Annotated in this window: 22 protein-coding genes and 1 pseudogene; 12 read left to right on the forward strand and 11 right to left on the reverse strand. The window is 69.5% G+C overall.

Features of this window, described 5'->3' with window-relative positions; translation table 11 throughout:
- The first annotated feature begins 4 nt into the window (after nt 1-4).
- The gene (locus tag ACFV8T_RS20395) at nt 5-1,198 is read left to right on the forward strand and encodes a dipeptidase (RefSeq protein ID WP_385329152.1); all 1,194 of its coding nucleotides are present in this window, start codon (nt 5-7) and stop codon (nt 1,196-1,198) included.
- Nucleotides 1,199-1,244: 46 nt separating this feature from the next.
- Here ACFV8T_RS20395 and ACFV8T_RS20400 read toward each other — a convergent pair whose 3' ends face one another.
- Nucleotides 1,245-1,607, reverse strand: coding sequence for a VOC family protein (locus ACFV8T_RS20400; RefSeq protein ID WP_385329155.1), 363 nt, complete (start codon nt 1,605-1,607; stop codon nt 1,245-1,247).
- Between the two features lie 116 nt (nt 1,608-1,723).
- On the opposite strand from ACFV8T_RS20400, the gene ACFV8T_RS20405 reads away from it, so the two are divergent.
- On the forward strand, nt 1,724-2,233 hold the full coding sequence (locus ACFV8T_RS20405; protein ID WP_385329157.1) for a CGNR zinc finger domain-containing protein: 510 nt from the start codon (nt 1,724-1,726) through the stop codon (nt 2,231-2,233).
- 16 nt (nt 2,234-2,249) lie between these two features.
- Here the strand turns inward: ACFV8T_RS20405 and ACFV8T_RS20410 are convergent, their stop codons facing one another.
- A complete protein-coding gene (locus tag ACFV8T_RS20410; RefSeq protein WP_385329160.1) occupies nt 2,250-3,593 on the reverse strand; it encodes a UDP-glucose dehydrogenase family protein in 1,344 nt (447 codons plus the stop codon).
- A gap of 243 nt (nt 3,594-3,836) precedes the next feature.
- Here ACFV8T_RS20410 and ACFV8T_RS20415 point away from each other — a divergent pair, with 243 nt between their 5' ends.
- Nucleotides 3,837-4,994: an acyl-CoA dehydrogenase gene (locus tag ACFV8T_RS20415; RefSeq protein ID WP_124723042.1), complete on the forward strand. Its 1,158-nt coding sequence runs from the start codon at nt 3,837-3,839 to the stop codon at nt 4,992-4,994.
- A 257-nt stretch (nt 4,995-5,251) separates the two neighbouring features.
- Nucleotides 5,252-5,647: a hypothetical protein gene (locus ACFV8T_RS20420; RefSeq protein ID WP_385329162.1), complete on the forward strand. Its 396-nt coding sequence runs from the start codon at nt 5,252-5,254 to the stop codon at nt 5,645-5,647.
- A gap of 207 nt (nt 5,648-5,854) precedes the next feature.
- On the opposite strand, the pseudogene ACFV8T_RS20425 reads toward ACFV8T_RS20420, so the two are convergent.
- Nucleotides 5,855-6,136: pseudogene (locus ACFV8T_RS20425) on the reverse strand (helix-turn-helix domain-containing protein); the annotation flags it as partial.
- A 216-nt stretch (nt 6,137-6,352) separates the two neighbouring features.
- Nucleotides 6,353-6,844 (reverse strand): ATP-binding protein, encoded by a 492-nt coding sequence (locus tag ACFV8T_RS20430; protein WP_385329164.1) that lies wholly within the window; start codon nt 6,842-6,844, stop codon nt 6,353-6,355.
- Between the two features lie 165 nt (nt 6,845-7,009).
- On the opposite strand from ACFV8T_RS20430, the gene ACFV8T_RS20435 reads away from it, so the two are divergent.
- The gene (locus tag ACFV8T_RS20435) at nt 7,010-7,888 is read left to right on the forward strand and encodes a helix-turn-helix domain-containing protein (protein ID WP_385329167.1); all 879 of its coding nucleotides are present in this window, start codon (nt 7,010-7,012) and stop codon (nt 7,886-7,888) included.
- Entirely contained in the window at nt 7,885-8,094 is a 210-nt protein-coding gene (locus ACFV8T_RS20440; RefSeq protein ID WP_385329170.1) for a DUF397 domain-containing protein, read from the forward strand. Before ACFV8T_RS20435 ends, ACFV8T_RS20440 begins: the two co-directional genes overlap by 4 nt.
- A 37-nt stretch (nt 8,095-8,131) precedes the next feature.
- On the opposite strand, the gene ACFV8T_RS20445 is transcribed toward ACFV8T_RS20440, so the two are convergent.
- Nucleotides 8,132-8,881 (reverse strand): SMI1/KNR4 family protein, encoded by a 750-nt coding sequence (locus ACFV8T_RS20445; RefSeq protein WP_385329172.1) that lies wholly within the window; start codon nt 8,879-8,881, stop codon nt 8,132-8,134.
- Between the two features lie 94 nt (nt 8,882-8,975).
- Between ACFV8T_RS20445 and ACFV8T_RS20450 the strand changes: the two genes are divergently transcribed.
- Nucleotides 8,976-9,986, forward strand: a complete 1,011-nt coding sequence (locus tag ACFV8T_RS20450; RefSeq protein WP_385329175.1) for a DUF5954 family protein — start codon at nt 8,976-8,978, stop codon at nt 9,984-9,986.
- A gap of 78 nt (nt 9,987-10,064) precedes the next feature.
- On the opposite strand, the gene ACFV8T_RS20455 is transcribed toward ACFV8T_RS20450, so the two are convergent.
- Entirely contained in the window at nt 10,065-11,339 is a 1,275-nt protein-coding gene (locus tag ACFV8T_RS20455) for an LCP family protein (RefSeq protein ID WP_385329178.1), read from the reverse strand.
- A gap of 119 nt (nt 11,340-11,458) precedes the next feature.
- Between ACFV8T_RS20455 and ACFV8T_RS20460 the strand changes: the two genes are divergently transcribed.
- Nucleotides 11,459-12,007: an acyl-CoA thioesterase gene (locus ACFV8T_RS20460; RefSeq protein WP_266732430.1), complete on the forward strand. Its 549-nt coding sequence runs from the start codon at nt 11,459-11,461 to the stop codon at nt 12,005-12,007.
- 34 nt (nt 12,008-12,041) lie between these two features.
- On the opposite strand, the gene ACFV8T_RS20465 is transcribed toward ACFV8T_RS20460, so the two are convergent.
- Complete coding sequence (locus ACFV8T_RS20465; protein ID WP_385329181.1) at nt 12,042-13,406, reverse strand: LCP family protein; 1,365 nt, start codon at nt 13,404-13,406, stop codon at nt 12,042-12,044.
- Nucleotides 13,407-13,681: 275 nt separating this feature from the next.
- Between ACFV8T_RS20465 and ACFV8T_RS20470 the strand changes: the two genes are divergently transcribed.
- On the forward strand, nt 13,682-14,695 hold the full coding sequence (locus ACFV8T_RS20470) for a glycosyltransferase family 2 protein (RefSeq protein WP_385329183.1): 1,014 nt from the start codon (nt 13,682-13,684) through the stop codon (nt 14,693-14,695).
- Between the two features lie 69 nt (nt 14,696-14,764).
- Here ACFV8T_RS20470 and ACFV8T_RS20475 read toward each other — a convergent pair whose 3' ends face one another.
- The 4 genes from ACFV8T_RS20475 to ACFV8T_RS20490 form a co-directional block, all read right to left on the reverse strand.
- Complete coding sequence (locus ACFV8T_RS20475; RefSeq protein ID WP_385329186.1) at nt 14,765-16,450, reverse strand: LCP family protein; 1,686 nt, start codon at nt 16,448-16,450, stop codon at nt 14,765-14,767.
- A gap of 47 nt (nt 16,451-16,497) precedes the next feature.
- Nucleotides 16,498-18,306, reverse strand: a complete 1,809-nt coding sequence (locus tag ACFV8T_RS20480) for an LCP family protein (RefSeq protein WP_385329188.1) — start codon at nt 18,304-18,306, stop codon at nt 16,498-16,500.
- A 223-nt stretch (nt 18,307-18,529) separates the two neighbouring features.
- On the reverse strand, nt 18,530-19,771 hold the full coding sequence (locus ACFV8T_RS20485) for an LCP family protein (protein ID WP_385329190.1): 1,242 nt from the start codon (nt 19,769-19,771) through the stop codon (nt 18,530-18,532).
- A gap of 170 nt (nt 19,772-19,941) precedes the next feature.
- Nucleotides 19,942-20,694: a TIGR03089 family protein gene (locus tag ACFV8T_RS20490; RefSeq protein ID WP_385329193.1), complete on the reverse strand. Its 753-nt coding sequence runs from the start codon at nt 20,692-20,694 to the stop codon at nt 19,942-19,944.
- 137 nt (nt 20,695-20,831) lie between these two features.
- Between ACFV8T_RS20490 and ACFV8T_RS20495 the strand changes: the two genes are divergently transcribed.
- The 3 genes from ACFV8T_RS20495 to ACFV8T_RS20505 all read left to right on the forward strand — a co-directional run bounded on the left by ACFV8T_RS20495 (nt 20,832) and on the right by ACFV8T_RS20505 (nt 24,574).
- Entirely contained in the window at nt 20,832-22,280 is a 1,449-nt protein-coding gene (locus ACFV8T_RS20495) for a peptidoglycan recognition protein (protein WP_385329196.1), read from the forward strand.
- Nucleotides 22,281-22,389: 109 nt separating this feature from the next.
- Nucleotides 22,390-23,481, forward strand: coding sequence for a sugar phosphate nucleotidyltransferase (locus ACFV8T_RS20500; protein WP_385329198.1), 1,092 nt, complete (start codon nt 22,390-22,392; stop codon nt 23,479-23,481).
- Nucleotides 23,482-23,575: 94 nt separating this feature from the next.
- Entirely contained in the window at nt 23,576-24,574 is a 999-nt protein-coding gene (locus ACFV8T_RS20505; RefSeq protein ID WP_385329200.1) for a DNA-3-methyladenine glycosylase family protein, read from the forward strand.
- The last annotated feature ends 3 nt before the right edge of the window (nt 24,575-24,577 follow it).

Genomic DNA, 24,577 nt, shown 5'->3' on the forward strand with positions numbered 1-24,577 from the left:
GGCCGTGCGGCAGCTGGAGCGGGCGAGGGAACTCCTCGCCGAGTACCCCGTCGTCGACGGACACAACGACCTGCCGTGGGCGCTGCGCGAACAGGTCGGCTACGACCTCGACGCCCGCGACATCGCCACCGACCAGTCCGGCCATCTGCACACCGACATCCCGCGGCTGCGCGCGGGCGGCGTCGGCGCCCAGTTCTGGTCCGTCTACGTACGGACCGACATGGCGGGCGACGAAGCCGTCAGCGCCACCCTGGAACAGATCGACGTGGTCGCCGAGCTGATCGGCCGCTACCCCGCCGACCTGCGGCGCGCACTGACCGCCGACGACATGGAGGCGGCCCGCGCCGAGGGCCGCATCGCCTCCCTGATGGGCGCCGAGGGCGGCCACTCCATCAACAACTCGCTGGGCACCCTGCGCGCCCTGCACACCCTGGGCGTCCGCTACATGACGCTCACGCACAACGACAACATCGCCTGGGCGGACTCGGCGACCGACGAACCCGGCGTCGGCGGCCTCTCGCCGTTCGGCCACGAGGTCGTACGGGAGATGAACCGCACCGGCATGCTGGTCGACCTCTCCCACGTGGCGGCCACCACGATGCGCGACGCGCTCGACACCTCCACGGCGCCGGTGGTCTTCTCGCACTCCTCGTCGCGCGCGATCTGCGACCACCCGCGCAACATCCCCGACGACGTCCTCGGCCGGCTCCCGGCCAACGGCGGCATCGCCATGGCGACCTTCGTGCCGAAGTTCGTCCTGCCGGAGGCCGTCGCCTGGACCCTGGCCGCGGACGAGAACATGCGCGCGCACGGCCTGCACCACCTCGACACCACCGCGCAGGCCATGGAGATCCACGCCGCCTTCGAAGCGGCCAACCCGCGCCCGATGGCCACCGTGGCGACCATCGCCGACCACCTCGACCACATGCGCGAGGTCGCCGGCATCGACCACATCGGCATCGGCGGCGACTACGACGGCACGGCCTTCCTCCCCCAGGGCCTCCAGGACGTCGCCGGCTACCCGAACCTGATCGCGGAGCTGCTCGGCCGCGGCTGGTCCACCGCCGACCTCGCCAAGCTCACCTGGCAGAACGCCGTACGGGTGCTGCGTGACGCCGAGGACGTCGCGCGCGAGCTGCGCACCCGCCGCGGCCCGTCGCACGCCACGATCGAGCAACTGGACGGCGCGACCGTCTGAGGCACGACGCGTGGGGCGCCCTCCGGGGCGCCCCACGCGTCGTCCGCTATCCCGCGCAGAGGCAGAACGGGTGCCCCGCGGGATCCGCGTACACCCGGAAACTCCGCTCCCGGTTCTCGGCGTCCAGCACGGTGGCGCCCAGCGCGAGCGCCTCCTTCTCCGCCGCGTCCAGATCCGCCACGGTCAGATCCAGGTGGACCTGCTGCGGTGCGTCCGGGCTCGGCCACCGCGGCGGTACGTAACCGGGCGCGGCCTGGAACGCGAGGAGCGTGCCCCCGGCCCCGTTCAGGTCCACCCAGCCCTCGCCGTCGTGCACGATCTCTCCGCCGAGCAGCCCCGCGTAGAAAGCGGCGAGCGCGGCCGGGTCGGGGCAGTCCAGAACGACCGATCCCAGGGTGGCGACAGCCATGACAATTCCTCCTCGGGCAGACGGATGCAGTCGGTTACCCCTAAGGGCCTTCAACAGGTAACCGTTACTGCATGCTGCCGCAAAGGAAGTAACGTCGCAACCATGAGGTCGCAGTCATGAGTGAGAAGGAACCCGCGCCCGGCGCACTCGCCCTGATCGAGGCGCTGGTCAACACGCTCGACGTCGAGACGGGCGCGGACACTCTCGACACGGCGGAGGGGCGTGCCGCCCTCGGCCTCACCGAACCCGAGGTCCCGGACGCGCGCGAACTGCGCGAGGCGCTCCGTGCCGCCTGCCTCGCCCACGCCGGCCACCGCTCGCCGGACGACGCCGCGGCCACGCTCGACCGGCTCCTCGCCGAGGCGCCCCTGCGCGTCACCGTGGACGCGGCGGGCGCCGCCGCACTGCGCCCCGTCACCGAACCGGCCGGGCTGACCGCACGCGTCGCGTCGGCCATCGCCACCGCGGCGGCCGAGGGCACCTGGGCCCGGCTCAAGGCCTGCGAGGCGGAGGACTGCCGCTGGGCCTACTACGACCGCAGTCCGGCGGGGCGCCGCCGCTGGTGCTCCATGTCGGTGTGCGGCGCCCGCGCCAAGATGCGTACCTACCGCGCGAAGCGCGGCTGAACGCTCTGTCTCCGGCTCAGGCCGTCGGACGGCCCATCGCCCGGTACGTCCAGCCGGCCCCGCGCCACAGCTCGCTGTCGAGCGCGTTGCGGCCGTCCAGGATGATCCGGCGGGATGCGACCTCGCCGAGCGCCGCCGGGTCCAGCTCGCGGAATTCGCGCCACTCCGTCAGATGCAGCACCACATCGGCGCCGCGCACCGCGTCCAGTGCCGTGTCCGCGTAGCCGAGGGTCGGGAAGAGCTGCCGGGCGTTGTCCATGCCCTTCGGGTCGAAGACCGTGACCTGACCGCCCTGCAGATGGATCTGCCCGGCCACGTTCAGCGCCGGCGAGTCCCGTACGTCGTCCGAGTCCGGCTTGAACGTCGCGCCCAGCACCGCCACCCGCTTGCCGAGGAAGGAACCGCCGCCCACGGCATCCCGGGCCAGCTCCACCATGTGGCCGCGGCGCCGCATGTTGATCGAGTCGACCTCGCGGAGGAAGGTCAGCGCCTGGTCCGCGCCCAGCTCACCGGCGCGTGCCATGAAGGCCCGGATGTCCTTCGGCAGACAGCCGCCGCCGAAGCCGATCCCGGCCCGCAGGAACTTCGAGCCGATCCGCTCGTCGTGCCCGATCGCCTCGGCCAGCTTCTTCACATCGCCGTCGGCGGCCTCGCAGACCTCCGCCATGGCGTTGATGAACGAGATCTTCGTGGCCAGGAACGAATTGGCCGCGGTCTTCACCAGCTCGGCGGTCGGGAAGTCCGTCACCACGAACGGCGACCCCTCGGCGACCGGCACCGCGTACACCTCGCGCAGCATCTTCTCGGCCCGCTCGCTCGTCACGCCGACGACGATCCGGTCCGGGTGCAGGGTGTCGTTCACGGCGAAGCCCTCGCGCAGGAACTCCGGGTTCCAGGCCAGTTCCGCGTCGGCGCCCACCGGCGCCAGCTCCGCCAGCCGCGCCGCGAGCCGGGCCGCCGAGCCCACCGGGACGGTCGACTTCCCGACGACCAGGGCAGGCCGGGTCAGATGCGGTGCCAGCGACTCGAACGCGCTGTCCACGTAGCTCATGTCGCAGGCGTACTCGCCGTGCTTCTGCGGAGTGTTCACACAGACGAAGTGCACATCGCCGAAGGCGGCCACCTCCTCCCAGGAGGTGGTGAACCGCAGCCGTCCGGTGGACCCCGCGATGCCCTCGACGTGCTTGCCGAGCAGCTCCTCCAGCCCCGGCTCGTACATCGGGACCTTGCCGGCACCGAGCATCTCGATCTTCTCGGGCACGATGTCGAGGCCGAGCACCTCGAAGCCCAGTTCCGCCATGGCCGCGGCGTGGGTGGCGCCGAGGTAGCCGGTGCCGATCACAGTGATCCTGAGGGCCATGAAGTGCTCCTGTGAGATGCGGACAGACGTGCGGTGAACGAGCATAGTCGTGCCCCCGAAGACCAGGTTTTCCGCCCGTCCGCACAGCTTGCCCGCCCCTTCCCCGACTCCTTCCCGATCCCTTTCCTCCCTTTCGCCCACCCCTGTCGCGAAGCTCACGCGGACATTGCGTAGGCCATCTCGGGAGCCGCGCTCTAAAATTGGGTTACTTAACGGTAGTTAGCGTCTTGGGGAGTGAGCGTCTTGGCGGGTTCGACCGATTTCGACCTGTACCGTCCGGCCGAGGAGCACGAGATGCTCCGGGAGACGGTGCGTGCGCTCGCCGAGGCGAAGATCGCCCCGCACGCGGCGGCGGTCGACGAGGAGGCGCGCTTCCCGCAGGAGGCGCTGGACGCCCTGACCGCGGCGGACCTGCACGCGGTGCACGTACCCGAGGAGTACGGCGGCGCGGGCGCCGACGCCCTCGCCACGGTCATCGTGATCGAGGAGGTGGCCCGTGTCTGCGCCTCCTCCTCCCTCATCCCGGCCGTGAACAAGCTCGGCTCCCTCCCGGTGATCCTCTCCGGCTCCGAGGACCTGAAGAAGAAGTACCTGGGCCCGCTCGCCAAGGGCGACGGCATGTTCTCGTACTGCCTCTCCGAGCCCGACGCGGGCTCGGACGCGGCCGGCATGAAGACCAAGGCCGTCCGCGACGGCGACTTCTGGGTGCTCAACGGTGTGAAGCGCTGGATCACCAACGCGGGCGTCTCCGAGTACTACACGGTCATGGCCGTCACCGACCCGACCAAGCGCTCCAAGGGCATCTCGGCCTTCGTCGTCGAGAAGTCGGACGAGGGCGTCTCCTTCGGCGCCCCGGAGAAGAAGCTCGGCATCAAGGGCTCCCCGACCCGCGAGGTCTACTTCGACAACGTCCGCATCCCCGCCGACCGCATGATCGGCGAGGAGGGCACCGGCTTCGCCACCGCGATGAAGACCCTGGACCACACCCGGATCACCATCGCGGCCCAGGCCCTCGGTATCGCCCAGGGCGCCCTCGACTACGCCAAGGGCTACGTCCAGGAGCGCAAGCAGTTCGGCAAGCCGATCGCCGACTTCCAGGGCATCCAGTTCATGCTCGCCGACATGGCCATGAAGCTGGAGGCGGCCCGCCAGCTCACCTACTCGGCCGCCGCCAAGTCCGAGCGCCTCGACGGCGACCTCACCTTCTTCGGCGCCGCGGCCAAGTGTTTCGCCTCCGACGTCGCGATGGAGATCACCACGGACGCGGTCCAGCTGCTCGGCGGCTACGGCTACACGCGGGACTACCCGGTGGAGCGGATGATGCGCGACGCGAAGATCACCCAGATTTATGAGGGCACGAATCAGGTCCAGCGCATCGTCATGGCGAGGAACCTGCCGTAGCGACTTCGTCCCGACTTCGTCAACGCCATGGCCCCCGGCGCCGTGCCGGGGGCCATGACGTGCTCTGCCCGCTTGGCAGCCGCGGTTCGTTCCGGCGCGTTGCTCAACTTTGCCCCCTTTTTTGGGGGTCTCCTTGAACGCGCTCTCTTGTGCGGGAATCCGGAATTCCATATTCCGGAAATGTATTCCATTGTCTCCGTTGTGGTGCGTGCTAAAGTCATAAATTACAAGATCATCGGGGCTTTGGAGGGGTGAATATGGGGAAGCTCAAGGTTGTCGGCGTGGCATTTTTTGCCTCGGCGGCGATTGTTGCCGGAATGGGTACCGCGAACGCTTCATCCGGTTGGGATCCTGTCGGATCGAGCACTTTCAAGTACCGTGACGTAAACCTGGGCCAGTGGTTCACCGGCTACGTCTACTCGTCCGGTGGCAATTTCATGGCCTGCGTCGACTCCACGTCGAGATCCCACTCGTACACCCTGTGGGAGCACGACCCCAGTGGTTCCAAGAGGGTCGCGACGAAGTCCAGTTCGGGTGGTTGTCTCACCTTCAATAACATCGGCGACTATGTCGACGGCGACAACAAGAAGGCGGAGTTCAAGCTCTCGACGGACAATCCTGAGGGCGGTTACGGAGTCCTCTTCTACGACTAGGCCGCAGCATCGGGCGACATTAAATAATGCAGGGACGTCATATGCTCGCAGGTCGATCGCGAGCATATGGCGTCCTTTCTGTTTTCATCACCCAGTTTGTTCTCTGCTGCCCGGATTGCCCACAGGTACGGGCAAAAGTCGACCTTCGGCCGGTGTTTCGTATCAGGCCACGCCCGTGCGTTCTTGCGGAACCGGGGTCCGATCGACACCAGCCGTATCCAGCTCCTCCGTGGTGAACCTCAACAACTGCGGGAAGCGTTGGGCGAGGTGCTTGATGCCGATCCTGGCTCCGGCGGGGAGCGACTGGATGTGGGCGGCGAGCCCGATCGCGGCGAGGGAGAGTCCGCGGTGCTGGGTGAGGTGGTTGCCGATGACGGTGAAGCCTGCGGCATGCCGGAAGTTGATGTGGATGACGCCGGATGACGGTGTGGCGTCTCCGGGTACGGGGGACGGGGCGCACGGGGGCGCGGTAATCTGCGGGGTATCCATCGGGAAGGTCCTGACTTCCTCGGTGGTCAGGCCCCCGGTTGAGACTGTGAATCTCGGTCGGGGGCCGTCGCATGTCTGTAGTTGTCGCGGCGAGCATATGCCAGCCAACCCGTATGAAATCCAGCCCAGTTGGCCCATGTCGCCCGAGTGAGTGACGGGAGCGGGGTGGGGTCGGGTTGGGGTGGGGAGAGTAATTTCCCCAAGTTCTTCAAAGCTTTATGTGTCGTGGAACGCGGGAACGTGGCGCACCGGGTCGTGGGTTTCCGCGACCCGGTGGAGAGGTCGCGGTACGAGGTCGAGTTCGGCCCAGACGGTCTTGCGCGGGACGGGACCGACGACGGTGCCCCAGCGGTCGGCGAGTGCCTCGACGATCAGCAGGCCGCGCCCGCCCTCCGCGAGCTGGTCGGGGGTGGACGCGACGGGCAGTTGCTCGTCCCGGGTGTCGGTCACCTCGATCCGCAGGACCTCGTCGCGGTGGGCGGTGAGGCCGAGTTGGAAGCTCCGTCCCGATACGCGGCCGTGGACGGCGGCGTTGGCGGCCAGCTCGGCGACGATGTGCGCGGCGGGTTCGCAGGCGATTCCCCATTCGCCCAGTTGTGCCGTGGCCAGGAGACGGGCGAGCCTGGCGCCTCGGCGGGTGGGGGAGAGCAGCACGGTGAACTGCCGGACGGGAGCGGAATGTTCGGTTCGGGTGATTTCTTGGGTCACGTCACTCAGCGTGGCCGCGCGTGCGTACCGTGAACAGCAACGAGCCCCTTACGTACGGCGATTGTCCCGTGCTTGTCCAGTGCTGTCCCGGCTGTCCGGGGTGACGTGTCGGGGAGACCAGGGGTTGAGCCAAGAACGGCAAAACGCATCGGAAGTGAGGCACGGATGAGCGTGGATGAGACCGGTACGGAACGCGGCGACGCGGGGGCGGACGAGCCGGGCTGGGACGTCGATCCCGATGACGAGTCGGGGGCGGCCGTGGTCGCGGCGGTGGGCCGCCAGATCAAGGCGTGGCGGGAGGCGGCGGGGCTGCGGGCCGGCGAGTTCGGGGCCACGATCGGGTACGGGGAGGACCAGATCTACAAGGTGGAGGGCGGTCGTCGCATCCCCCGCCCGGAGTTCTTGGACAGAGCGGACGAAGTGCTCGGGGCGCGCGGGAAGATCGCGGCGATGAAGCAGGACGTGGCGGAGGTCCGGTACCCGAAGAAGATCCGGGAGCTCACGAAGCTGGAGGCTCGGGCGGTGGAGCTGTTGGCCTACGGCAACAGCAGCTTCCACGGTCTGTTGCAGACGACGGAGTACGCGCGTGCGCTGTTTGCGATGCGGCAGCCCGCGTATCCGCAGGATGAGATCGAACGGGGTGTGGCGGCGCGCGTGGCTCGGCAGTCCATCTTCGAGCGGTCGCCCGTTCCGACGCTCTGGTTTGTCCAGGAAGAAGTGGTGCTCCGGCGCCCGATTGGAGGCAAGATGGTGTTGCGTCGTCAACTCGAACACCTCCTGGAGATCAGCGAGTCGCGGAACGTCACGGTTCAGGTGATGCCGACTGACCGCGAGGAGCATGCGGGAATCGATGGCGGGATTCAGGTGCTGAAGTTCAAGGACGGTACGGCAGTGGGGCGTTCCGAGGGGGCGTTCGGCGGCCGCCCCGTCTCTGATCCTAAGCAGCTCCGAATCCTTGAGCTGCGGTATGGCATGATCCGGGCCCAGGCTCTCACCCCCAGGGAGTCGATGGCTTTCATCGAGAGAGTGTTGGGAGAGACATGATCCGCAAGCTGTCTGCCAGGGACGGCCGCGAGCTGGAGTGGCACAAGAGCAGCTACAGCAGCAACGGCAGCGAGGCTGACTGCGTCGAGGTCGCCGCCGCCCCCGGCACGGTTCACGTCCGGGACTCCAAGAACGCCCAGGGCCCACGCCTCGCCTTCGGCCCCAACGCCTGGACCGGCTTCGTCTCCTACGCGGCCGAGCACTGATCCCGCTCGGCCGTCGGCCCTGACGGGGCGACTCCCGTCAGTCCTCCTCACCCTCCTCGTCCTCCCCGTCGAAGCGGTCGAAGGCCGCCTCCGTGCGGGCGCGGAACAACGCGGTCCCGCGATCGTCGCGGAGGATGATCTCGTCGTGCGCGTACCAGCGTGAGCCCGGCTGCTGGCTGATCGGGTATTCCGGGAACGGCAGGCGCTGGAAGGTGGCGGCGATGTCCTCGGGCAGGCCGGTGTCGTCGTCGGGGGTCACCCATCCCATCAGGTCGTCATCGGCGAACAGAGCCTCGGAAAGGACGATCTCGACGAACGCGACGCTGACCCGGCCCAGCCACGCGGCCCAGTCGTCGGCGGTGGGCCGGACGAGGTCGACGCGGGCCACGACCGGCGGGTCGTCCTGGCCGAGGTCCGTGACGCGTATGCCCCAGTAGGCACAGGACTGGTTCTCGACGCGGAAGACCAGCACGCCGCGGTCCTCGTCCAGGTAGAGGTCCTGTGGGGCGAGCAGCGCGTCTTGATTATCGGTCAGGTCCTTTCGCCGCCCGAGCAGTTGGTAGGCCTCGCGCAGCGCCACGGGCAGGGGCAGGCCGAGCCGGGCCTGTGCCGCGTCGAGTTCGGCGGGGGCGTAGCCGTCGGTCCCGGTGAGGGGGCTTTGGCTCCAGTCGCGGGCGAAGGCGCGGATGAAACGCCATGCCGCCTGTCCGTCGGGCTGCTCGCCGACGGCCGCGGCGAGTGCGTCGAGGTCGAGCATGAGGTTCGGGGGCTGTGGCTCCTGGGTCATGCGTGCGACTGTAGGCGCCGCCACTGACAAGGTTCCGCGCCCTCCTTCCCGTATTCCCCGTACCTTGTGTCCGCGGTCTCGGCACACTGGGTGCATGAGCGATCACCATCAGGCACCGCCGGATCACCTCGTCATCAATGTGCAGCGCCGGGACGACCCGGTGTCCCTGGTCACCGAGGCGGACGCGTTCGCCTCGTCCCGGACGTACGGGAAGATCGTGGTCCGGGGGCCGCTCTTCGGTATCGCCGAGCAGCGCCGCGGCGAGCGGCCGCGGTGGCGGCTGCTGACCGACATGGAGACCGGCTATCCGCAGGATGCCCGCGACGAGCTGAACTCCCATCTCTGGTTCAAGGCCAAGGACGAGACGAACGACCCCCGCGAGCGGCGCGTCCTGCTGGACGCGGTGGCCCGGCTGGAGACCGAGCCGCTGAATGAACTGACCGTCGGCGATACGCGCTACCGCGTCGTGCGCGCCGATGAGTTCGCCCGGACCGGCGAGGGGCGCCTGGAGCCGCCCAGGCCCACGGACGTCGACTCGGAGGGCTGGGACACCCAGCCGCGCACGCCCTCGACCACCAAGGGCTTCGTCGTCGACCACGCGGCGGCGGTCGGGCTGACGGAGGGCCTGGACCGGATGGGCCTGGTGCCGCTCTCGTACACCTCGGAGCGCTTCCCGCCCGATGTACTGGCGGATTCGCAACGGGCGTTGCGGACCCATCCCGGCCTGGTGCTGCTGCCGGTCGTCTTCCGGGTGATGGAGCGCAAGGAGAAGTCCTGGTCGATGGCGTCCAGTCAGCACCCCACTCCGCAGGACGCGCGGCGCTCGCTGGTCCAGTATCTGAAGACGATGCTGCCGCTGACCGGGGAGGTCGACGAGCAGGAGGCCGCCGTGTACGCGCGGGCGGTGGACGCGTTCACCCGGCGCGTGCGGCCCAACGAGCTGAAGGTACGGGGACGTCGCTTCGAGATCGCCCGGATCGAACGGATGATGCGCATCGGTCCCGCCGGCCCGGAGGGGCCACGGCGCTCGGACGTCGACGACCAGGAACCCACGAAGATCCATCCCTCGATGGACGAGTGGGGCAACATCGACTACAGCGAATAGCGGTGGGCCGGAACCCGGCACGGGCGGAACCACAAAGGCCCGGACGGCGAACCGTCCGGGCCCTGCTGCCGGTCGTCGTCAGTTCTCGGTGACGGTGACCTTCTCGTCGTTCTTGAGCTGCTCCACCAACTGCTTGACCTTGGCCTTGTCCCAGACCACGTTGCCGCCGGAGAAGCCCGAGATCGGCATGTTCATCGACTTGCCGTCGCCGCCCGTGACGTCCTTCATGGCGAAGAACATCTGGCTCAGCGACCAGAGCGACATGTCCTTGTCCACGATCAGCGTGTCCAGGCCCGCGCCCATTGTCGGGTACAGCTTGAACGGGTTGAGGATCGTGGCGGGCGTCGCCGTCTGGCTCGCCAGCGCCGCGAGGAACTTCTGCTGGTTCTTCGTACGGGCCAGGTCCGCCTCGGCGAAGGCGTATCTGGTGCGGACGAAGGCCAGTGACTGCTCGCCGTTCAGCGTCTGCTTGCCCGCCTGGAAGTCGGCGCCGGACTTCTTGTCCTTGAAGGCCTTGGGGATGTCCAGCTCCACGCCGCCGATCGCGTCCACGATCTTGGCGAAGCCGCCGAAGCCGATCTCGCAGTAGTGGTCGATCCGCAGTCCGGTGTTGAACTCGACGGTACGGACGAGGAGTTCGGGACCGTCCGTGGCGTACGCGGCGTTCAGCTTGGTGAAGCGGCCGCGGCCCGGGTAGAGCTTGCCGGAGTCGGAGCCCTTGAACGAGGGGATCTCGACGTTCGAGTCGCGCGGCAGGGAGATCAGCGTCGGCCCGTTGGAGCCGTCGTGCAGGATCATCATCGAGTCGGTCCGCTTGCCTTCCGCGGAGCCCGTGTGGAGCTTCTTCTTGTCCTCGGCCGTCATGCCCTCGCGGCTGTCGGAACCGACGATCAGGTAGTTGGTGCCGTCGCCGCCCTCCGGCCGCTCGATGACCTTGGAGAGGTCCACCTCGCGCTTGAGCTTGGAATCGGCCCAGAAGTACGTGCCTATGGAGACCCCGAGGACCACGACCACCAGGGACAGCGCGCCTATCTTGATCCGGCGGCGCCAGTCTGGCGCCGGGCGTCCCTGCGTGTAACCGCCGCCGCCCTGGCCGCCGCCGTGGCCGTTGCCCTGGCCGCCGGCATTGCCGCCGCCGTAGACCTGGCCCGTGTTGTACCCGCTGTCGTACTGCGGGCCACCGTTGTCGTAGCCGCCCGGCTGCTGGGGGATCGGCCGCTGCCTCGGCGGCGCGGGGCGCCGCTGGACGTGCGGCATCGAGCGGGCGCTCTCCGGTTGCTCACCGGCGCTGCCCTGCCCGTAGCGGTTGCCGCGGCGGTTGTCGTCGGACCATCCCTCGGGCCAATCGTTCATGCGAACCAGTGTGCAGGCCAGGAGTACCGCTATTACAGGGGGTGCGGGAAATCGCATCAGGGCTGTTGCGAAGCTGATGCATTGCGGCCGGGAGGAAGCCCCCGCATAAGGTGGACGGTATGACAGATCAGGCCCCGCGCCCGGAGGGCGACATTCCGGGCAAGCCGACCGCCGCTTCCCGGACCACCCTCAGCCACATCATGACCGGCAGCGACACCAATCTGCTGGGTACGGTGCACGGTGGCGTGATCATGAAACTGGTCGACGACGCGGCGGGCGCCGTGGCCGGCCGGCACTCCGGCGGTCCCGCCGTGACGGCCTCGATGGACGAGATGGTCTTCCTGGAGCCGGTCCGGGTCGGTGACCTCGTGCATGTCCGCGCCCAGGTGAACTGGACCGGCCGCTCCTCGATGGAGGTCGGCGTCCGGGTCATGGCCGAGCGCTGGAACGAATCCACCCCCGCCCAGCAGGTCGGCAGCGCCTATCTGGTGTTCGCCGCGGTCGACGCGGACGGCAAGCCGCGCCCCGTACCGCAGGTGATTCCGGAGACGGAGCGCGACAAGCGGCGCTACCAGGAGGCGCAGATCCGGCGCACCCACCGCCTCGCCCGCCGCCGCGCGATCAGGGAACTGCGCGAGAAGCGCGCGGCGGAAGGCATCGAGGACTGAGAGCGCCCGGGGCCGGTGTCCCCGGGGGGCGCGGTCAGGGGCAGGCCACCTGGTCACCCGTGACCGTTTCGAACTCGCCGTGGTTCGTTACGTCGGCCTGCACCTGCCGCACCTTCTCGAAGTCCGCGCCCGCCGTCACCCGCAGCGTGGCGCCCTGCCCCTGCACCGCCCGCAGCTCGGCCCCGGGCAGCGCGAGGGCCAGCGACTTCGCGGACCGGTCCCAGCGCGGGTCGTAGGTGACCAGGGTGTGCTTGAGGCCGCGCGGCTCCCCGTTGAGCGGGGCGCGGGTGGTGTCGAAGCCGGTGGCGTGCAGCGCGTCGTCTACCTTCTTGCCGAGCCCGTCCTCAGCAGTCCCGTTGTAGACCTGGACCCGGATCTCCCGGGGGGCGACCTCGACCTTCGCCGTCTTCGGCTGCTCGGGCCGCGCGGGGGCGAGCGGTCTGTCCTCGCGCAGCGCCCGGAAGAGCTTCTTCGACTTCTCCTCGTCCCATTTCACCGTCGAGCCGATGCCCTTGACCGGGTAGGAGACATTCCCCACCGGCACGGAGGCGAACTCGGACGAGGCCGGGGAGAAGCCGCGCATCGCCTGGCCGAGCTCCAGCATCTGCTCCGTACCGAACCCCTTGTCGGCCCGGACCGAGCTGAGCATCGTCGAGGCGACGTCCTGGAACTTCACCGGGTTCAGCAGCACACCGCTACTGGTCGTCTGCCCGATCAGCGAGGCGAGGAACTTCTGCTGGCGCTGCATCCGGCCCAGGTCGGCGGCCCCGTCGATATGCCGGGAGCGTACGTACTGGAGGGCCTGCCCGCCGTTCAGCTCATGGGTGCCCGCGGCGAGATCGAGACCCGTGTACGAGTCCTTCATCGGCCGGGTCGTGCAGATCTTCACCCCGCCCAGGGTGTCCACCGTCTTCATGAAGCTGGTGAAGTCGACCTCCAGATAGTGATCGATCTTGACGCCCGTCATGTGCTCGACGGTCCGCACGGTCAGACTCGGCCCGCCCTCGGCATAGGCCGCGTTCAGCTTCACGGGGTGCGCGGAGTGCTGCTCACCGGTGTTCCGGTCGGCGTGCTCGGGGATCTCGGCGTAGCTGTCGCGGGGCAGCGAGACGATGCTCGCGCGCTTCTTGTCCGCCGACAGATGCACCAGCATGACCGTGTCGGTGCAGTGGCAGGGCGCACCGCCCAGCCGGTACTTCTCCTTCTCCTCCGCGGTGATCCGGTCGCGGCCGTCGGTGCCCACGAGCAGCAGATTCATGCCGTTGCCCGCGCGTGGCCGGTTCTTCATGTCCTTGAACGGATCGATCCGGTCGATCCCGGTCTCCAGATTGGTCACCACCGCATGACCGATCCCGCCGGCCCCCAGCACGAGCACGGAAAGACCGGTCACCATTCGCATGCCCCAGCGGGGCCGCTCGTCCTGCTTTCTGGACCTGCGCTGCGGCGGAACCGCGCGGGAGCGCGACGGACTGGGGGAGTGCTGCGGTGTGGGCACGGGGGACCTCCGCGGTGCGAGGGGAACCGTTCGCACAGTAGGTCCATATGATCTACGGCCCGGTGTGCAACCCGGCGGGGCGCGCCGGTGTCCCCCATTCGCGGTAACGTGGCGGCCGAATCATGCCGCCTGGTGGGGTGCGAACCCCCGGCGCTCCCGAGGACCATCCGAGGATCACCATGTCTGCCGCGCAGCACCCCGCCGTCTCCGTGATCATGCCGGTGCTCAATGAGGAACGTCACCTCAGGAACTCCGTCCGGCACATCCTGGAGCAGGAGTACGCAGGTGAGATGGAGGTGGTCATCGCGCTGGGCCCCTCCACGGACCGTACGGACGAGATCGCCGCGGAACTGGTGCGCGAGGACCCCCGGGTCCACACCGTCCCGAACCCGACCGGCCGCACCCCGGCCGCCCTCAACGCCGCGATCAAGGCCTCCCGCCACCCGATAGTCGTACGGGTCGACGGCCACGGCATGCTCTCGCCGAACTACATCGCGACCGCCGTCCGCCTCCTGGAGGAGACTGGCGCGCAGAACGTGGGCGGCATCATGCACGCCGAGGGCGAGAACGCCTGGGAGGACGCCGTCGCCGCGGCCATGACGTCGAAGATCGGCGTCGGCAACGCGGCCTTCCACACCGGCGGCCAGGCGGGCCCGGCGGAGACCGTCTACCTCGGCGTCTTCCGCCGCGAGGCGCTGGAGAAGGCCGACGGCTACAACGTGGAGTTCATCCGGGCCCAGGACTGGGAGCTGAACTACCGCATCCGCGAGGCCGGCGGCCTGATCTGGTTCTCGCCCGAGCTGAAGGTGCAGTACCGGCCGCGCCCCTCCGTGCGGGCGCTGGCCAAGCAGTACAAGGACTACGGCCGCTGGCGGCACGTCGTCGCCCGCTACCACTCCGGCTCGATCAACCTGCGCTACCTGGCGCCGCCCACCGCCGTCTGCGCGATCGCGGCGGGCATCGTCGTGGGCGCGGCCGTCACCCCGTGGGCCTTCCTCGTCCCAGCCGGGTACGCGGCGGCGATCGTCGCCGGTTCCGTGCCGGCGGGCAAGGGCCTGTCGCCGAAGGCGCGGGCACAGATCCCGGTGGCCCTCGCGACCATGCACATGTCGTGGGGATACGGCTTCCTGACCAGCCCGCGCTCGCTCGCGAGGAAGGTCATCGCCAGCCGCCGCCCGGCCATGACCGTCTGAGCGTCACAGCGGACACCGCGGGGCCCTCCGATGTGCCGGAGGGCCCCGCGGTGCGTCGTGTCCCGGTATCTAGAAGCCGAAGCCCGGCTGGATGTCCATGCAGGCCTTCTCGTCGTCGCCGTTGAGCGCCCGTGCGCTGTCCGGGGTCTTCTCCTCGGCGGAGGGCGCGTGGTAGGGCCCGTCCTCGCGCCAGTCGGCCCCCACGGTCAGCGTGATGCCCGAGACAGCGGTCGACTTCTTCACCGCGCTCAGCGGAATGCCCAGCGCCTTGGCGAGCGCCTGGGCGTTGCCCTTCATGTCCACGCTGGGGTAGGACACCGTGGTCCGGGACGCCGACTCGGTGTTCTGCGCGTCGATCGAGCCCTGGGTGAAGCCCTTCTCGGCCAGCAGGTCCTTGACCGCCGTCGCACGGCCCTTGGCCGGGTACTCGGTCTCGGTGCGCGTTCCGTTGCGGACGGTCACCGGGGTCTCGGCCGGGGTCGAGGTGGGCTTCTCGGCGACCGGGGCCTTCTTCTTGCGCTTGGACGCCTTGCCGTCGAGCGGGATGTCGTCGCGGACCATCTGGAAGAGCTGGTCGGCGTCGCCTGGCTTGGGGAGCACCCGCTCCTTCAGGGCGCCCGTCCCGTAGACGTTCGGCATCGTCGTCATGGTGATGCGCTTGGTGGGTACCTTCTTGAGCTCTTCCGCGAGGTCGTAGAGCTTGTTGACCGAGCCGAGTCCGTTCTCGCCCTTGTCGACCGTCAGCGCGTCCGTCGCCGCCTCGGCGAGGTCCATCAGCTTGCCCGGGTCGGTGAGCTTGGTGCCCTTGCGCAGCTCACGGACCATTGAGTTCATGTACATGTGCTGGGCGTGGGTACGGCCGAGGTCGGTGCCGTCCTCGAAGCCGTAGCGGGTGCGCAGCCACTGGAGGGCCTGCTTGCCCTTGATCTTCGTGGTGCCCTTCTCCAGCTTCAGCCCGGAGCCCTTGCCAGCGCTGGTGTGCGAGTAGACGTTGCCCTTGACGCAGACCGGGACGCCGCCGATCGCGTCCGCCATCGAGATCACACCGGAGAAGTCGATCATCATGAAGTGGTCGATGGTGATGCCGGTGAGCTCGTACCAGGTGGCCACCGTGCAACCGGGACCGCCGCGTTCGAGCGTCTCGTTGGTCATCTTCAGACCCGTGGGCGCGGGGTAGACGTGCTTCGTCTCCGGGTTGGTGCACTTCGGGATCTTCAGCATCGTGTCGCGCGGCATGCTGATCACCGACATGTTGCTGCGGTCCGCGGAGAGGTGGACCAGCATCTGCACGTCGGCCAGGGGCGGCGCGCCGAAGGTTTCCTTGGCCCCGCCGAGCTTCTGGTTCTCCGCGGAGTCCCGCGCGTCCGAGCCTATGAGCAGGATGTTCATCGGGGTCTGACCGGCGGCGTTGGCCTTGTGATCGGCCATCTTCTTGTCGCCGAGGGTCAGATCGGCCTTCTTGAGATTGCCGTTCAGGTGCTCGATGTAGAGGTATCCGGCCCCCGCGCCGCCGATTATGAGCAGCGCGAGAACCGACGCACTCCAGCGCAGCACCCGGTGTTTGCCCTTCTTGCCGCGCCGCTTCGAGCCACCGCGCCGGTGACCGCTCTCCTCGGAAGCGGCCCCCCGCTCCCCGGTGCCGGAGTCCGTGCTGCTCTCCGACCCCTCCTCGTACAGCCCGTCGTCCCAGCCGAGTTGGCCGGCGTGCCGGACGCGTGGCCGCGTCCCCTCCCCAGGCGTACCGCTCCGTGCCACCAGACCCCCTGCTGCTCAGACTCGTGGTTCCGCGCAGTGACCCGGTGTCACTTGGCGCACTCTGCCTTGTCGGCGTTTGCTTGCTGAATGTCGGCCGGCACCTTTGCCGGTCCGACGATGGGCGTGCCCGCGCCCTTGAAGTCGTCCCCCAGGGTCAGCACCATCGCCTGGAGCCCTTCGGCGTCCGAGGTGCCCTGCTTCATGGCCGAGCCGGGCAGGCCCATCATGGCCGCCAGCGCGCGGGCCTGGTCCGCCTGGTTCGGCGCGTACTCCAGCGTCGTCTTCGCGGCCTTCGCCGGGGCGTTGGCCTTGTTGGTGGACTTGAGTACGCCCTGGTCGTTCTGCAGCCAGGCGACCGTAGCCTGCGCGGCGCCGGGCACCTTGCCGCCGTTGTACACATCGACGCGTACGTCGCCCGCGGCGGCCTTGGAGCCCTTGAGGAGCGCGTCCTGCTTGCTCTTCGCGGCCTTCTTCTTCGACTTCACCTCGGTCAGCGAGGTGTCGTCGCGCATCATGGCGAACAGCGGGTCGGACTTGGGCGGGTTCAGTACGACGGTGACCGGTGTCTTCTCGGCCGGGTTGTCGAGCACCGGCACCGTGGTGAAGGTGATGTTCTTCGTGTTGACCTTGCCGAGCTCCTGGGCCAGCGAGGTCAGCTTCTTCACCGAGCCGATGCCGGAGTCCACGGTGAGCGCCTTGGTCGCGGCGTCCGCCAGCTTGTACAGCTTGGGCAGGCTGGTCAGGGTGTCGTCGGACTGCATCTGCCGGATCATCGACGCGATGAACTGCTGCTGGACCTTGATCCGGTCCAGGTCGCCATGGTTGCCGAAGCTGTGCCGGGTCCGTACGAACGCCAGGGCGTCCTCGCCCTGGATGCGGTGCTCACCGGCCGGCAGGTCCAGGTGCGAGTCCGGGTCCTTGACCGGCTTGGCCAGGCAGATCTCGACCCCGCCGACCGCCGTGGACAGCTCCTTCACCGCGTTGAAGTCGACCATCATGAAGTGGTCGACCTTCAGGCCGGTGATCTCCTTGACCGTCTCCATGGTGCAGCCGGGGTTACGGCCCTCCTGGCCGAGGCTCTGGTTGAAGCGGACGTTCTGCGTCCCCGGGACGACCTTCTCCGAGCCGTCCGGCTGCTTGGTCCTGCACTTCGGAATGTCGGTGATCAGGTCGCGGGGGATGCTGAGCGCCGTCGCGTTGGTGCGGTCCTCGGAGACGTGGAAGAGGATGTTGGTGTCGGCGTGGCCCACGCTGCCCTTGTCGCCGTAGCCCTCGTTGCCCTTGCCGGTGCGCTTGTCGGTACCGATGATCAGGATGTTGATCGGGGCGTCGTTGTCGAAGACGTTCTTGTTGCCGGCCCCGCCCACGTCGATCGCGTTCAGGTTGCCGTTGAAGTGCTGGTACAGCGCGTACCCACCCACCGACAGGCCGACCAGGACGAAGGCCATCACGCCACCCGTCCACAGCAGCGCCTTCTTGCGGCGGGCCTTGGGGGCCTTGCGGCTACGGCGGCCCGCCGGGCCGCCCGGACCGGAACTCTCCTGGCCGCGCGGGCCGTTGCCCGAACGGCGGCTGCGCTGCCCAGGCACCTCGCGGTTCGAACCGGACCCCTGGCCGTCGCGGGCCGGACTCCGGCGCTCGCCCCTGCCGTCACGGGAGGCGCCTCTGCGCCCACCGCCGTCCTCCCGGGCCGGCCCTCTGCTTTTGGGGACACGCGCGCCGGAAGTACGGGAAGGGCCGTCCGATTCCCCTCCGGAATTATTCAGTCGCAGTTCGTAATCGCCGGTGTGCGGGTTGAGTACCCACTGGTCTGCGGGGTCGATTCCGTCCGCCCGCCCACGGCTTTGCGCATCCACGGTTGCTTGAGTCCTCCGTCGGTGCCACGCGAGGCGCCTCCCCCGATCAGGCGCTCGATCTTTCGCTCCAGAAGTGCGCGGCCTGGTGGCCGGCAGCACCGGATCGCGTCACACTATCGGCCCTGTTCCACGTCGAGCGACGTGCGTGACAAATTCCACGGTCCTTACAACTGGTCATACTGCCCATTACACGCCGATCACCGGCTTCTGCTTGGGAATTGCTTTACTGCTTGCACAGGTCCGCCGCCGCGTTGTTGCCCGAATATGTGGGTGTGGGGCTGGGACCCGAAGCATCCGGGGTATCGGTCGCGGCATTGTTTTTCCCGTTGTTCTTCTCGTTGTCACGCTTGAGCCGGTCCGCCGGGACCACGGCGACCGGATCGTCGTCGCGCAGCCGCTTGAAGAGCCGGCGTGCATCGGGCTGTACGAGTTCGTCCCGGTTCCGGTTGGCGGCGTACGGCTGCCGGGGCACGGTCAGGAACTGCACCTTGTCGGTCGGTACGTTGCGCATGCCGCGCACCAGCTCGTACAGGTCCTTGAGGCTGTCCAGCCCCGGGTCGGTGGTCAGCGCCTTGGTGGCCGCGTCCAGCACCGGGTAGAGGCGGGTCGGATTGAGCAGTACGCCGTCGCTCTGGACCTTGTTCACCAGCGCGCCCAGGAACTGCTGCTGGCGGTCCATCCGTTCGGTGTCGCTGCCGTTGCCGATCGACTTGCGGGCCCGTACGTACCCCAGCGCCTGTTCGCCGTCGAGCGTCTGGCGCCCGGCGGGGAGCTTCAGATGGGCGTCGGCGTCGTCGACCGGCTTCTTGAGGCAGACCTCGACCCCGTCCACGGCGTCGACCATGTCCTTGAAGCCGTTGAAGTCGACGACCATGTGGTGGTCGATCCGGATGCCGGTCATCTTCTCGACCGTACGGATCGTGCAGGCGGTGCCACCGAACTCGAAGGCCCAGTTGAACTGGGCGAATTGCTTCTTCGTGGCCGTGCCGTCCGCGCTGTGGCAGACCGGGATCTGCACCATCAGGTCGCGCGGCAGGGACATCGCGGTGGCGCTCTTCCGGTCCGCGGCGAGGTGGAGCAGGATCGTGGTGTCCGAGCGCTGGCTCCCGCCGTCGTCACGGCCGTACTTGCGGTTGTCGCCGGCCCGGCTGTCCGAGCCGATGAGCAGGATGTTCTCCGCGTCGTGCACCACGGAGGCGGGCCGCTCCCGCTCGTACACCTTGAGTTCGGCGGCTGCGGACGTGTCGGTCCTGATGTTGCCGTCGAGCTTCCGGTACAGCCACCAGCCGACGCCCGCCGCGACCAGGACGACGAACGAGGCGCCGAGCGCGGTCCAGCGCAGCCAGTGGTGCCGGTGCCCGGCTCCGGTTACCGGGGTGGCGCCCGATCCGTTCCCGGACCGCGACTTGTCCCCGCCCGCCGGGTCGTCCGGCGGGCCGGCGCTTTCGCTCACGTCTGCGTCCATCCTTCACGTTCGGCGGCGCGTCGGGCCGCCGGTCGCAGAAGTAGACGGCTGAACCTCACGCTTGGTTGTGTCCTTGGTGGTCCGTAACGCCGATCATGTACCGGAGTTGAGGCGCAGCCCCCGAGGACTCGACGCGATGTGGGCCGGAAGAGTGGTCCTCAGCGTGCTTGTCATACCGTGCTGTTGGTGACCCGCTCGCTTTCCACACGCTTCGCCAGCCCTTCCTCGCCCAGCCGGCCCAGGTGCCGGCACAGGACCACGGACCCCCCGGCGGCCAGCGGCGCGAACAGCCCCGCGCTCAGCCCCTCCCAGGTGTCGTACGTACGTCCCGTGAGCAGCCGCGATCCGGCGGTCAGGCCGAGCCCGTCGGCATCCTCGCGGGCCCGCGCCACCAGCTGCGCCGATGTCAGCTCGACGCCGTCCACCGCCAGCGCGGGGGCGTCCGGGTCCACGGGGGCGAACGGCGCGAACCGGTCGCCCTGGCTCGGCACCTCGACCGCGTAGTCCGCGAAACCCTCGGGCGCCTGCGGGAACCTGCCGCCCAGCGGGCGCAGCGCCAGGGCGACCCGCTCGCCGCGGCAGGCGCGCGCGGCCTCCAGGGTGTCCGGGCCGCTGACGACGAGGTCGGCCCCGGCCGGGTCGCCCTGCACATCGGCGATCACGCCGACCGAGGAGCAGGCGAGCAGCCAGACCGCGGACTGCCAGTGCGCGGGCAGCAGAAGCGCGAGCCGGTCGCCCGGTCCGGCGGCGAGGTCGCCCTGCAGGAGGTTGGCGGTCTTGGCCACCCAATTGGCGAAGGTGGCCACCGACAGTTCGACGCGTTCTCCGGTGGCGTCGTCGTAGAAAGTGACCAAGGGGCGGGCCGGGTCCGCGGCGAGTGCGGAACGCAGCAGGTCGGCAGGGGTGCGGTCGGTGGCGTTCATCCGCGCAAGGGTACGCGGCGGCCACCGGCCCGGCGGGGAGGAAGGGGGCCGGATACACCGGTTGGGCAGACGGGCCGTCAATTGCGCGGGCACACCCCGGTAGCCGGAGTTGCCTGAGTATGCCCAGGATTATTCGTATGCGTGCCTTCCTTGCATCCTCGATAGGTGTCACCTGCGCGGCTGTTCTCGTACTGCCGCTGGCCGTGCCCGCGGGCGCCGCCCCCGACACCCGCACCGTCCCCGCCGAGTCGGCCGGGCCCGCCGAGCCCGTCGATGTGCCGGGCTCGACGCAGTCCCTGCCGATGCGGACCCTGCCGGCACCGTCCGACCGGGCCACCGGCGAAGCCACCCGGGCCACGGCGGCCCCCGAACAGGGGCTGCCCGAACGCGAGGTCCGCCCCTTCTCCCTGGTCGGCGTCGTCTGGGACGACGCGAACGCCGAACTCCACGGCACCGTCCAGGTCCGCACCCGCGCCACCGGCACCGGTGACTGGTCGGACTGGCAGGACCTGGAGACCCACAACGCCGAACACGCCGCCGACCCCGGCACCGCCGAGCGCGAATCCGGCTCCGTCCGGGGCTCCACCGCCCCGCTCTGGGTCGGCGACTCGGACGGCGTCGCGGTGCGCGTACGCCCCGAGGCCCTGGACCCGCAGGACCACACCACCTCCCCCGTACCGCTGCCGATCGGACTGCGCCTCGAACTCGTCGACCCGGGCAAGGACCCGCAGCAGCTCCCCGCGACGGACGCCGAGGCCGAAACCGAGGCCGAAACCGAGGCCGAAACCGAGGCCGAAACCGAGGCCGAAACCGAGGCCGAAACCGAGGCCGCGACCGGAAACGGAACCACGGCGGGCGCCCCGGCCGCCGCGGACGGGCGCACCACCACCCTCTCCCCGAGCGTGCTCCCCGCCCTGGGCAAGGCGGCGTCCGAGGCACAGGGCGAGGCGGCGGCGGGCCTCGCGCCCGGCGCCCAGCCGTACATCGGTCCCCGTCCGCGCATCATCACCCGCAAGGGCTGGGGCGCCGACGAGAAGCTCAGGGAACGCACATTCGTCTACACCAGCACGGTCAAGGCCGCCTTCATCCACCACAGCGCCACGGGCAACAACTACACGTGCGCCCAGGCGTCCTCGGTCCTGCGCGGCATCTACCGCTACCACGTCAAGAGCAGCGGCTGGCGCGACATCGGCTACAACTTCGCCGTCGACAAGTGCGGAAACATCTACGAAGGACGTGCGGGAGGCGTGACGCGGGCCGTCCTGGGAGCGCACACGCTCGGCTTCAACACCAACAGCATGGGCATCGCGGTGCTCGGGACCTTCACCAGGTCGAACCCGCCCGCCGCCGCGGTGAACGCCGTCGCGAAGCTCACCGCCTGGAAACTCGGCCTGTTCGGCGCCAACCCGCGCGGCAAGACCACGCTCGTCTCGGGCGGCGGGAACAAGTACAAGAAGGGCAAGAAGGTCAGACTCAACGTCATCTCCGGCCACCGGGACGGCTTCGCAACCGAATGCCCCGGAGCGCGTCTCTACAAGAAGCTCGGCTCGGCCCGGACCAGCTCAGCCAAGCTCCAGGGCCGCTAAACGGAACCAAAGGCTGCTGCGGGCCGCTGACCGGGGACGACCGAACCGGTCTGCATACACTGGCCAGCCGAAACCAGGCCAGGCCCCAGCAGGAAGCAGAGTCAGTGCTGTGACAGAGGCAAAAGAAGCGATCCTCCTGGTCGGTGGAAAGGGAACCCGGCTGCGCCCGCTCACGGTGCACACGCCCAAGCCCATGGTTCCGGCAGCGGGCGTTCCGTTCCTCACCCACCAGCTGGCGCGCGCCAGGGCAGCCGGGGTCGAGCACATCGTGCTCGCGACGTCGTACCTGGCGGAGGTCTTCGAACCGTACTTCGGCGACGGCTCGTCGCTCGGCCTCCACATCGAGTACGTCACCGAACGCGAACCGCTCGGCACCGGCGGAGCGATACGCAATGTCGCGTCCCGGCTGACCGCGGGCCCGGACGACCCGGTGCTCGTCTTCAACGGCGACATCCTCACCGGCCTGGACATCCGGTCGCTGGTCGCCTCGCACACGAGCTCCGGAGCGGATGTCTCCCTCCACCTCACCCGGGTCGAGGACCCGCGCGCCTTCGGCCTCGTACCGACGGACGGCAGCGGCCGGGTCACCGCGTTCCTGGAGAAGCCCGAGACGCCCGAGGAGATCGTCACCGACCAGATCAACGCCGGGGCGTACATCTTCCGCCGCTCGGTCATCGACACCATCCCGGCCGGCCGCCCCGTCTCCGTCGAGCGCGAGACCTTCCCCGGACTGCTCGCCTCCGGAGCGCACCTCCAGGGCATGGTCGACTCCACGTACTGGCTGGACCTCGGCACCCCGCAGGCCTTCGTACGCGGCTCCGCCGATCTGGTCCTGGGCCGCGCCCCGTCCCCGGCCGTGCCCGGCCGATGCGGCGACGGGCTCGTGCTGCCGACGGCCTCGGTCGCCGCCGATGCCAAGATCAGCGGCGGTACGGTGGTCGGAGAGGGCGCCCTGATCGGCGAGGGAGCCCGGATCGACGGCTCCGCGATACTGGCCGGCGCGGTCGTCGGACCGAGAGCCGTGATCAAGGACTCGCTGGTCGGAGCCGGTGCCCGGATCGGCAGCCGTACGGTGCTCACCGGCGCGGTCGTCGGGGACGGGGCCCGGGTCGGCGCCGACAACGAACTGCGCGACGGCATCCGCGTCTGGTGCGGGGCGGTCCTCCCGGACGCGGCGGTGCGCTTCTCCTCCGACGCCTGAGGGCCGTCCCGCGAACGGCGCGGACCGACGAACAGCCGGGCACCGGCCGCAGCGCTTACCCTCGACAGGCACCCCGACGACCGAGGACCTCACCGTGGCAGGACGATTCGCACCCCGCAGCGCACCTCGCGCGGCCGTCCCGCACCAGGCGGCGGCTCCGGCGGCGGACGCGCTGACCCGTGAGTGGACCCCGCCCGGCCCGCTCGACCTGCGCCTGGTCGTCGGGCCACTGCGCCGCGGCCCCGCCGACCCCACGTTCCGGATGACCGGGGACGGCACGGCCTGGCGGGCCAGCCGCACACCCGCGGGCCCCGGCACCCTCCGCCTCACCGCCCGGGGCGGCCGGATCGACGCGGCGGCCTGGGGCCCCGGCGCACCGTGGCTGCTGGACCGGCTCCCGACGCTGCTCGGCGCGACGGACGACCCGGACGCCTTCCGTCCGCGCCACCGCCTGCTCGCCCTGACCCGGCACCATCGCCCCGGCCTGCGTCTGCTGCGCACCGGCCTGGTCATGGAGTCCTTGATCCCTTCGATCCTGGAACAGAAGGTCACCACGGACGAGGCCTACCGCGCCTGGCGCCTCCTGGTCCGGAAGCACGGCACCCCGGCGCCCGGCCCCACGGACCACGCCGCGTTCACCGCGCTGGGTCTCCACGTCATGCCGGACGCCCGCACCTGGTCCCTGATCCCGTCCTGGGAATGGCACCGCGCGGGCGTCGACGCCAAACGCGCGGGCACGATCCTGCGCGCGGTACGCGTGGCCCGCCGCATGGAGGAGGCGGCGGGCATGGAGCTCCCCGAGGCCATGGCCCGCCTGGAACTGATCCCCGGCATCGGCCCCTGGACCTCCGCCGAGACGCTCCAGCGCTCGAACGGCGCCGCGGACGCGGTCACCGTCGGCGACCTCCACCTCCCCGGCATCGTCGGCCACGCCCTGGCGGGCAACCGGGACGCCGACGACGAGGAGATGCTGACCCTCCTGGCCCCGTACGAGGGCCAGCGCCACCGGGCGACCCGCCTCATCCTGCTGTCGGGCCACACCCCGGCCCGCCGCGCCCCGCGCATGACCCGGGGCGACATCGCCCGCCTGTAGAGC

It is taken from the genome of Streptomyces sp. NPDC059832, from assembly GCF_042731715.1.
Taxonomy (GTDB): Bacteria; Actinomycetota; Actinomycetes; order Streptomycetales; family Streptomycetaceae; genus Streptomyces.

Coding starts and splice junctions, on each gene's coding strand:
- ACFV8T_RS20420 (WP_385329162.1), top strand. CDS start 5,252: ATGGGGAAGCTCAAGGTTGTCGGCGTGGCATTTTTTGCCTCGGCGGCG.
- ACFV8T_RS20470 (WP_385329183.1), top strand. CDS start 13,682: ATGTCTGCCGCGCAGCACCCCGCCGTCTCCGTGATCATGCCGGTGCTC.
- ACFV8T_RS20445 (WP_385329172.1), bottom strand. CDS start 8,881: ATGACCCAGGAGCCACAGCCCCCGAACCTCATGCTCGACCTCGACGCA.
- ACFV8T_RS20435 (WP_385329167.1), top strand. CDS start 7,010: ATGAGCGTGGATGAGACCGGTACGGAACGCGGCGACGCGGGGGCGGAC.
- ACFV8T_RS20485 (WP_385329190.1), bottom strand. CDS start 19,771: ATGGACGCAGACGTGAGCGAAAGCGCCGGCCCGCCGGACGACCCGGCG.
- ACFV8T_RS20455 (WP_385329178.1), bottom strand. CDS start 11,339: ATGAACGATTGGCCCGAGGGATGGTCCGACGACAACCGCCGCGGCAAC.
- ACFV8T_RS20460 (WP_266732430.1), top strand. CDS start 11,459: ATGACAGATCAGGCCCCGCGCCCGGAGGGCGACATTCCGGGCAAGCCG.
- ACFV8T_RS20495 (WP_385329196.1), top strand. CDS start 20,832: ATGCGTGCCTTCCTTGCATCCTCGATAGGTGTCACCTGCGCGGCTGTT.
- ACFV8T_RS20490 (WP_385329193.1), bottom strand. CDS start 20,694: ATGAACGCCACCGACCGCACCCCTGCCGACCTGCTGCGTTCCGCACTC.
- ACFV8T_RS20465 (WP_385329181.1), bottom strand. CDS start 13,406: ATGCGAATGGTGACCGGTCTTTCCGTGCTCGTGCTGGGGGCCGGCGGG.
- ACFV8T_RS20405 (WP_385329157.1), top strand. CDS start 1,724: ATGAGTGAGAAGGAACCCGCGCCCGGCGCACTCGCCCTGATCGAGGCG.
- ACFV8T_RS20440 (WP_385329170.1), top strand. CDS start 7,885: ATGATCCGCAAGCTGTCTGCCAGGGACGGCCGCGAGCTGGAGTGGCAC.
- ACFV8T_RS20400 (WP_385329155.1), bottom strand. CDS start 1,607: ATGGCTGTCGCCACCCTGGGATCGGTCGTTCTGGACTGCCCCGACCCG.
- ACFV8T_RS20410 (WP_385329160.1), bottom strand. CDS start 3,593: ATGGCCCTCAGGATCACTGTGATCGGCACCGGCTACCTCGGCGCCACC.
- ACFV8T_RS20450 (WP_385329175.1), top strand. CDS start 8,976: ATGAGCGATCACCATCAGGCACCGCCGGATCACCTCGTCATCAATGTG.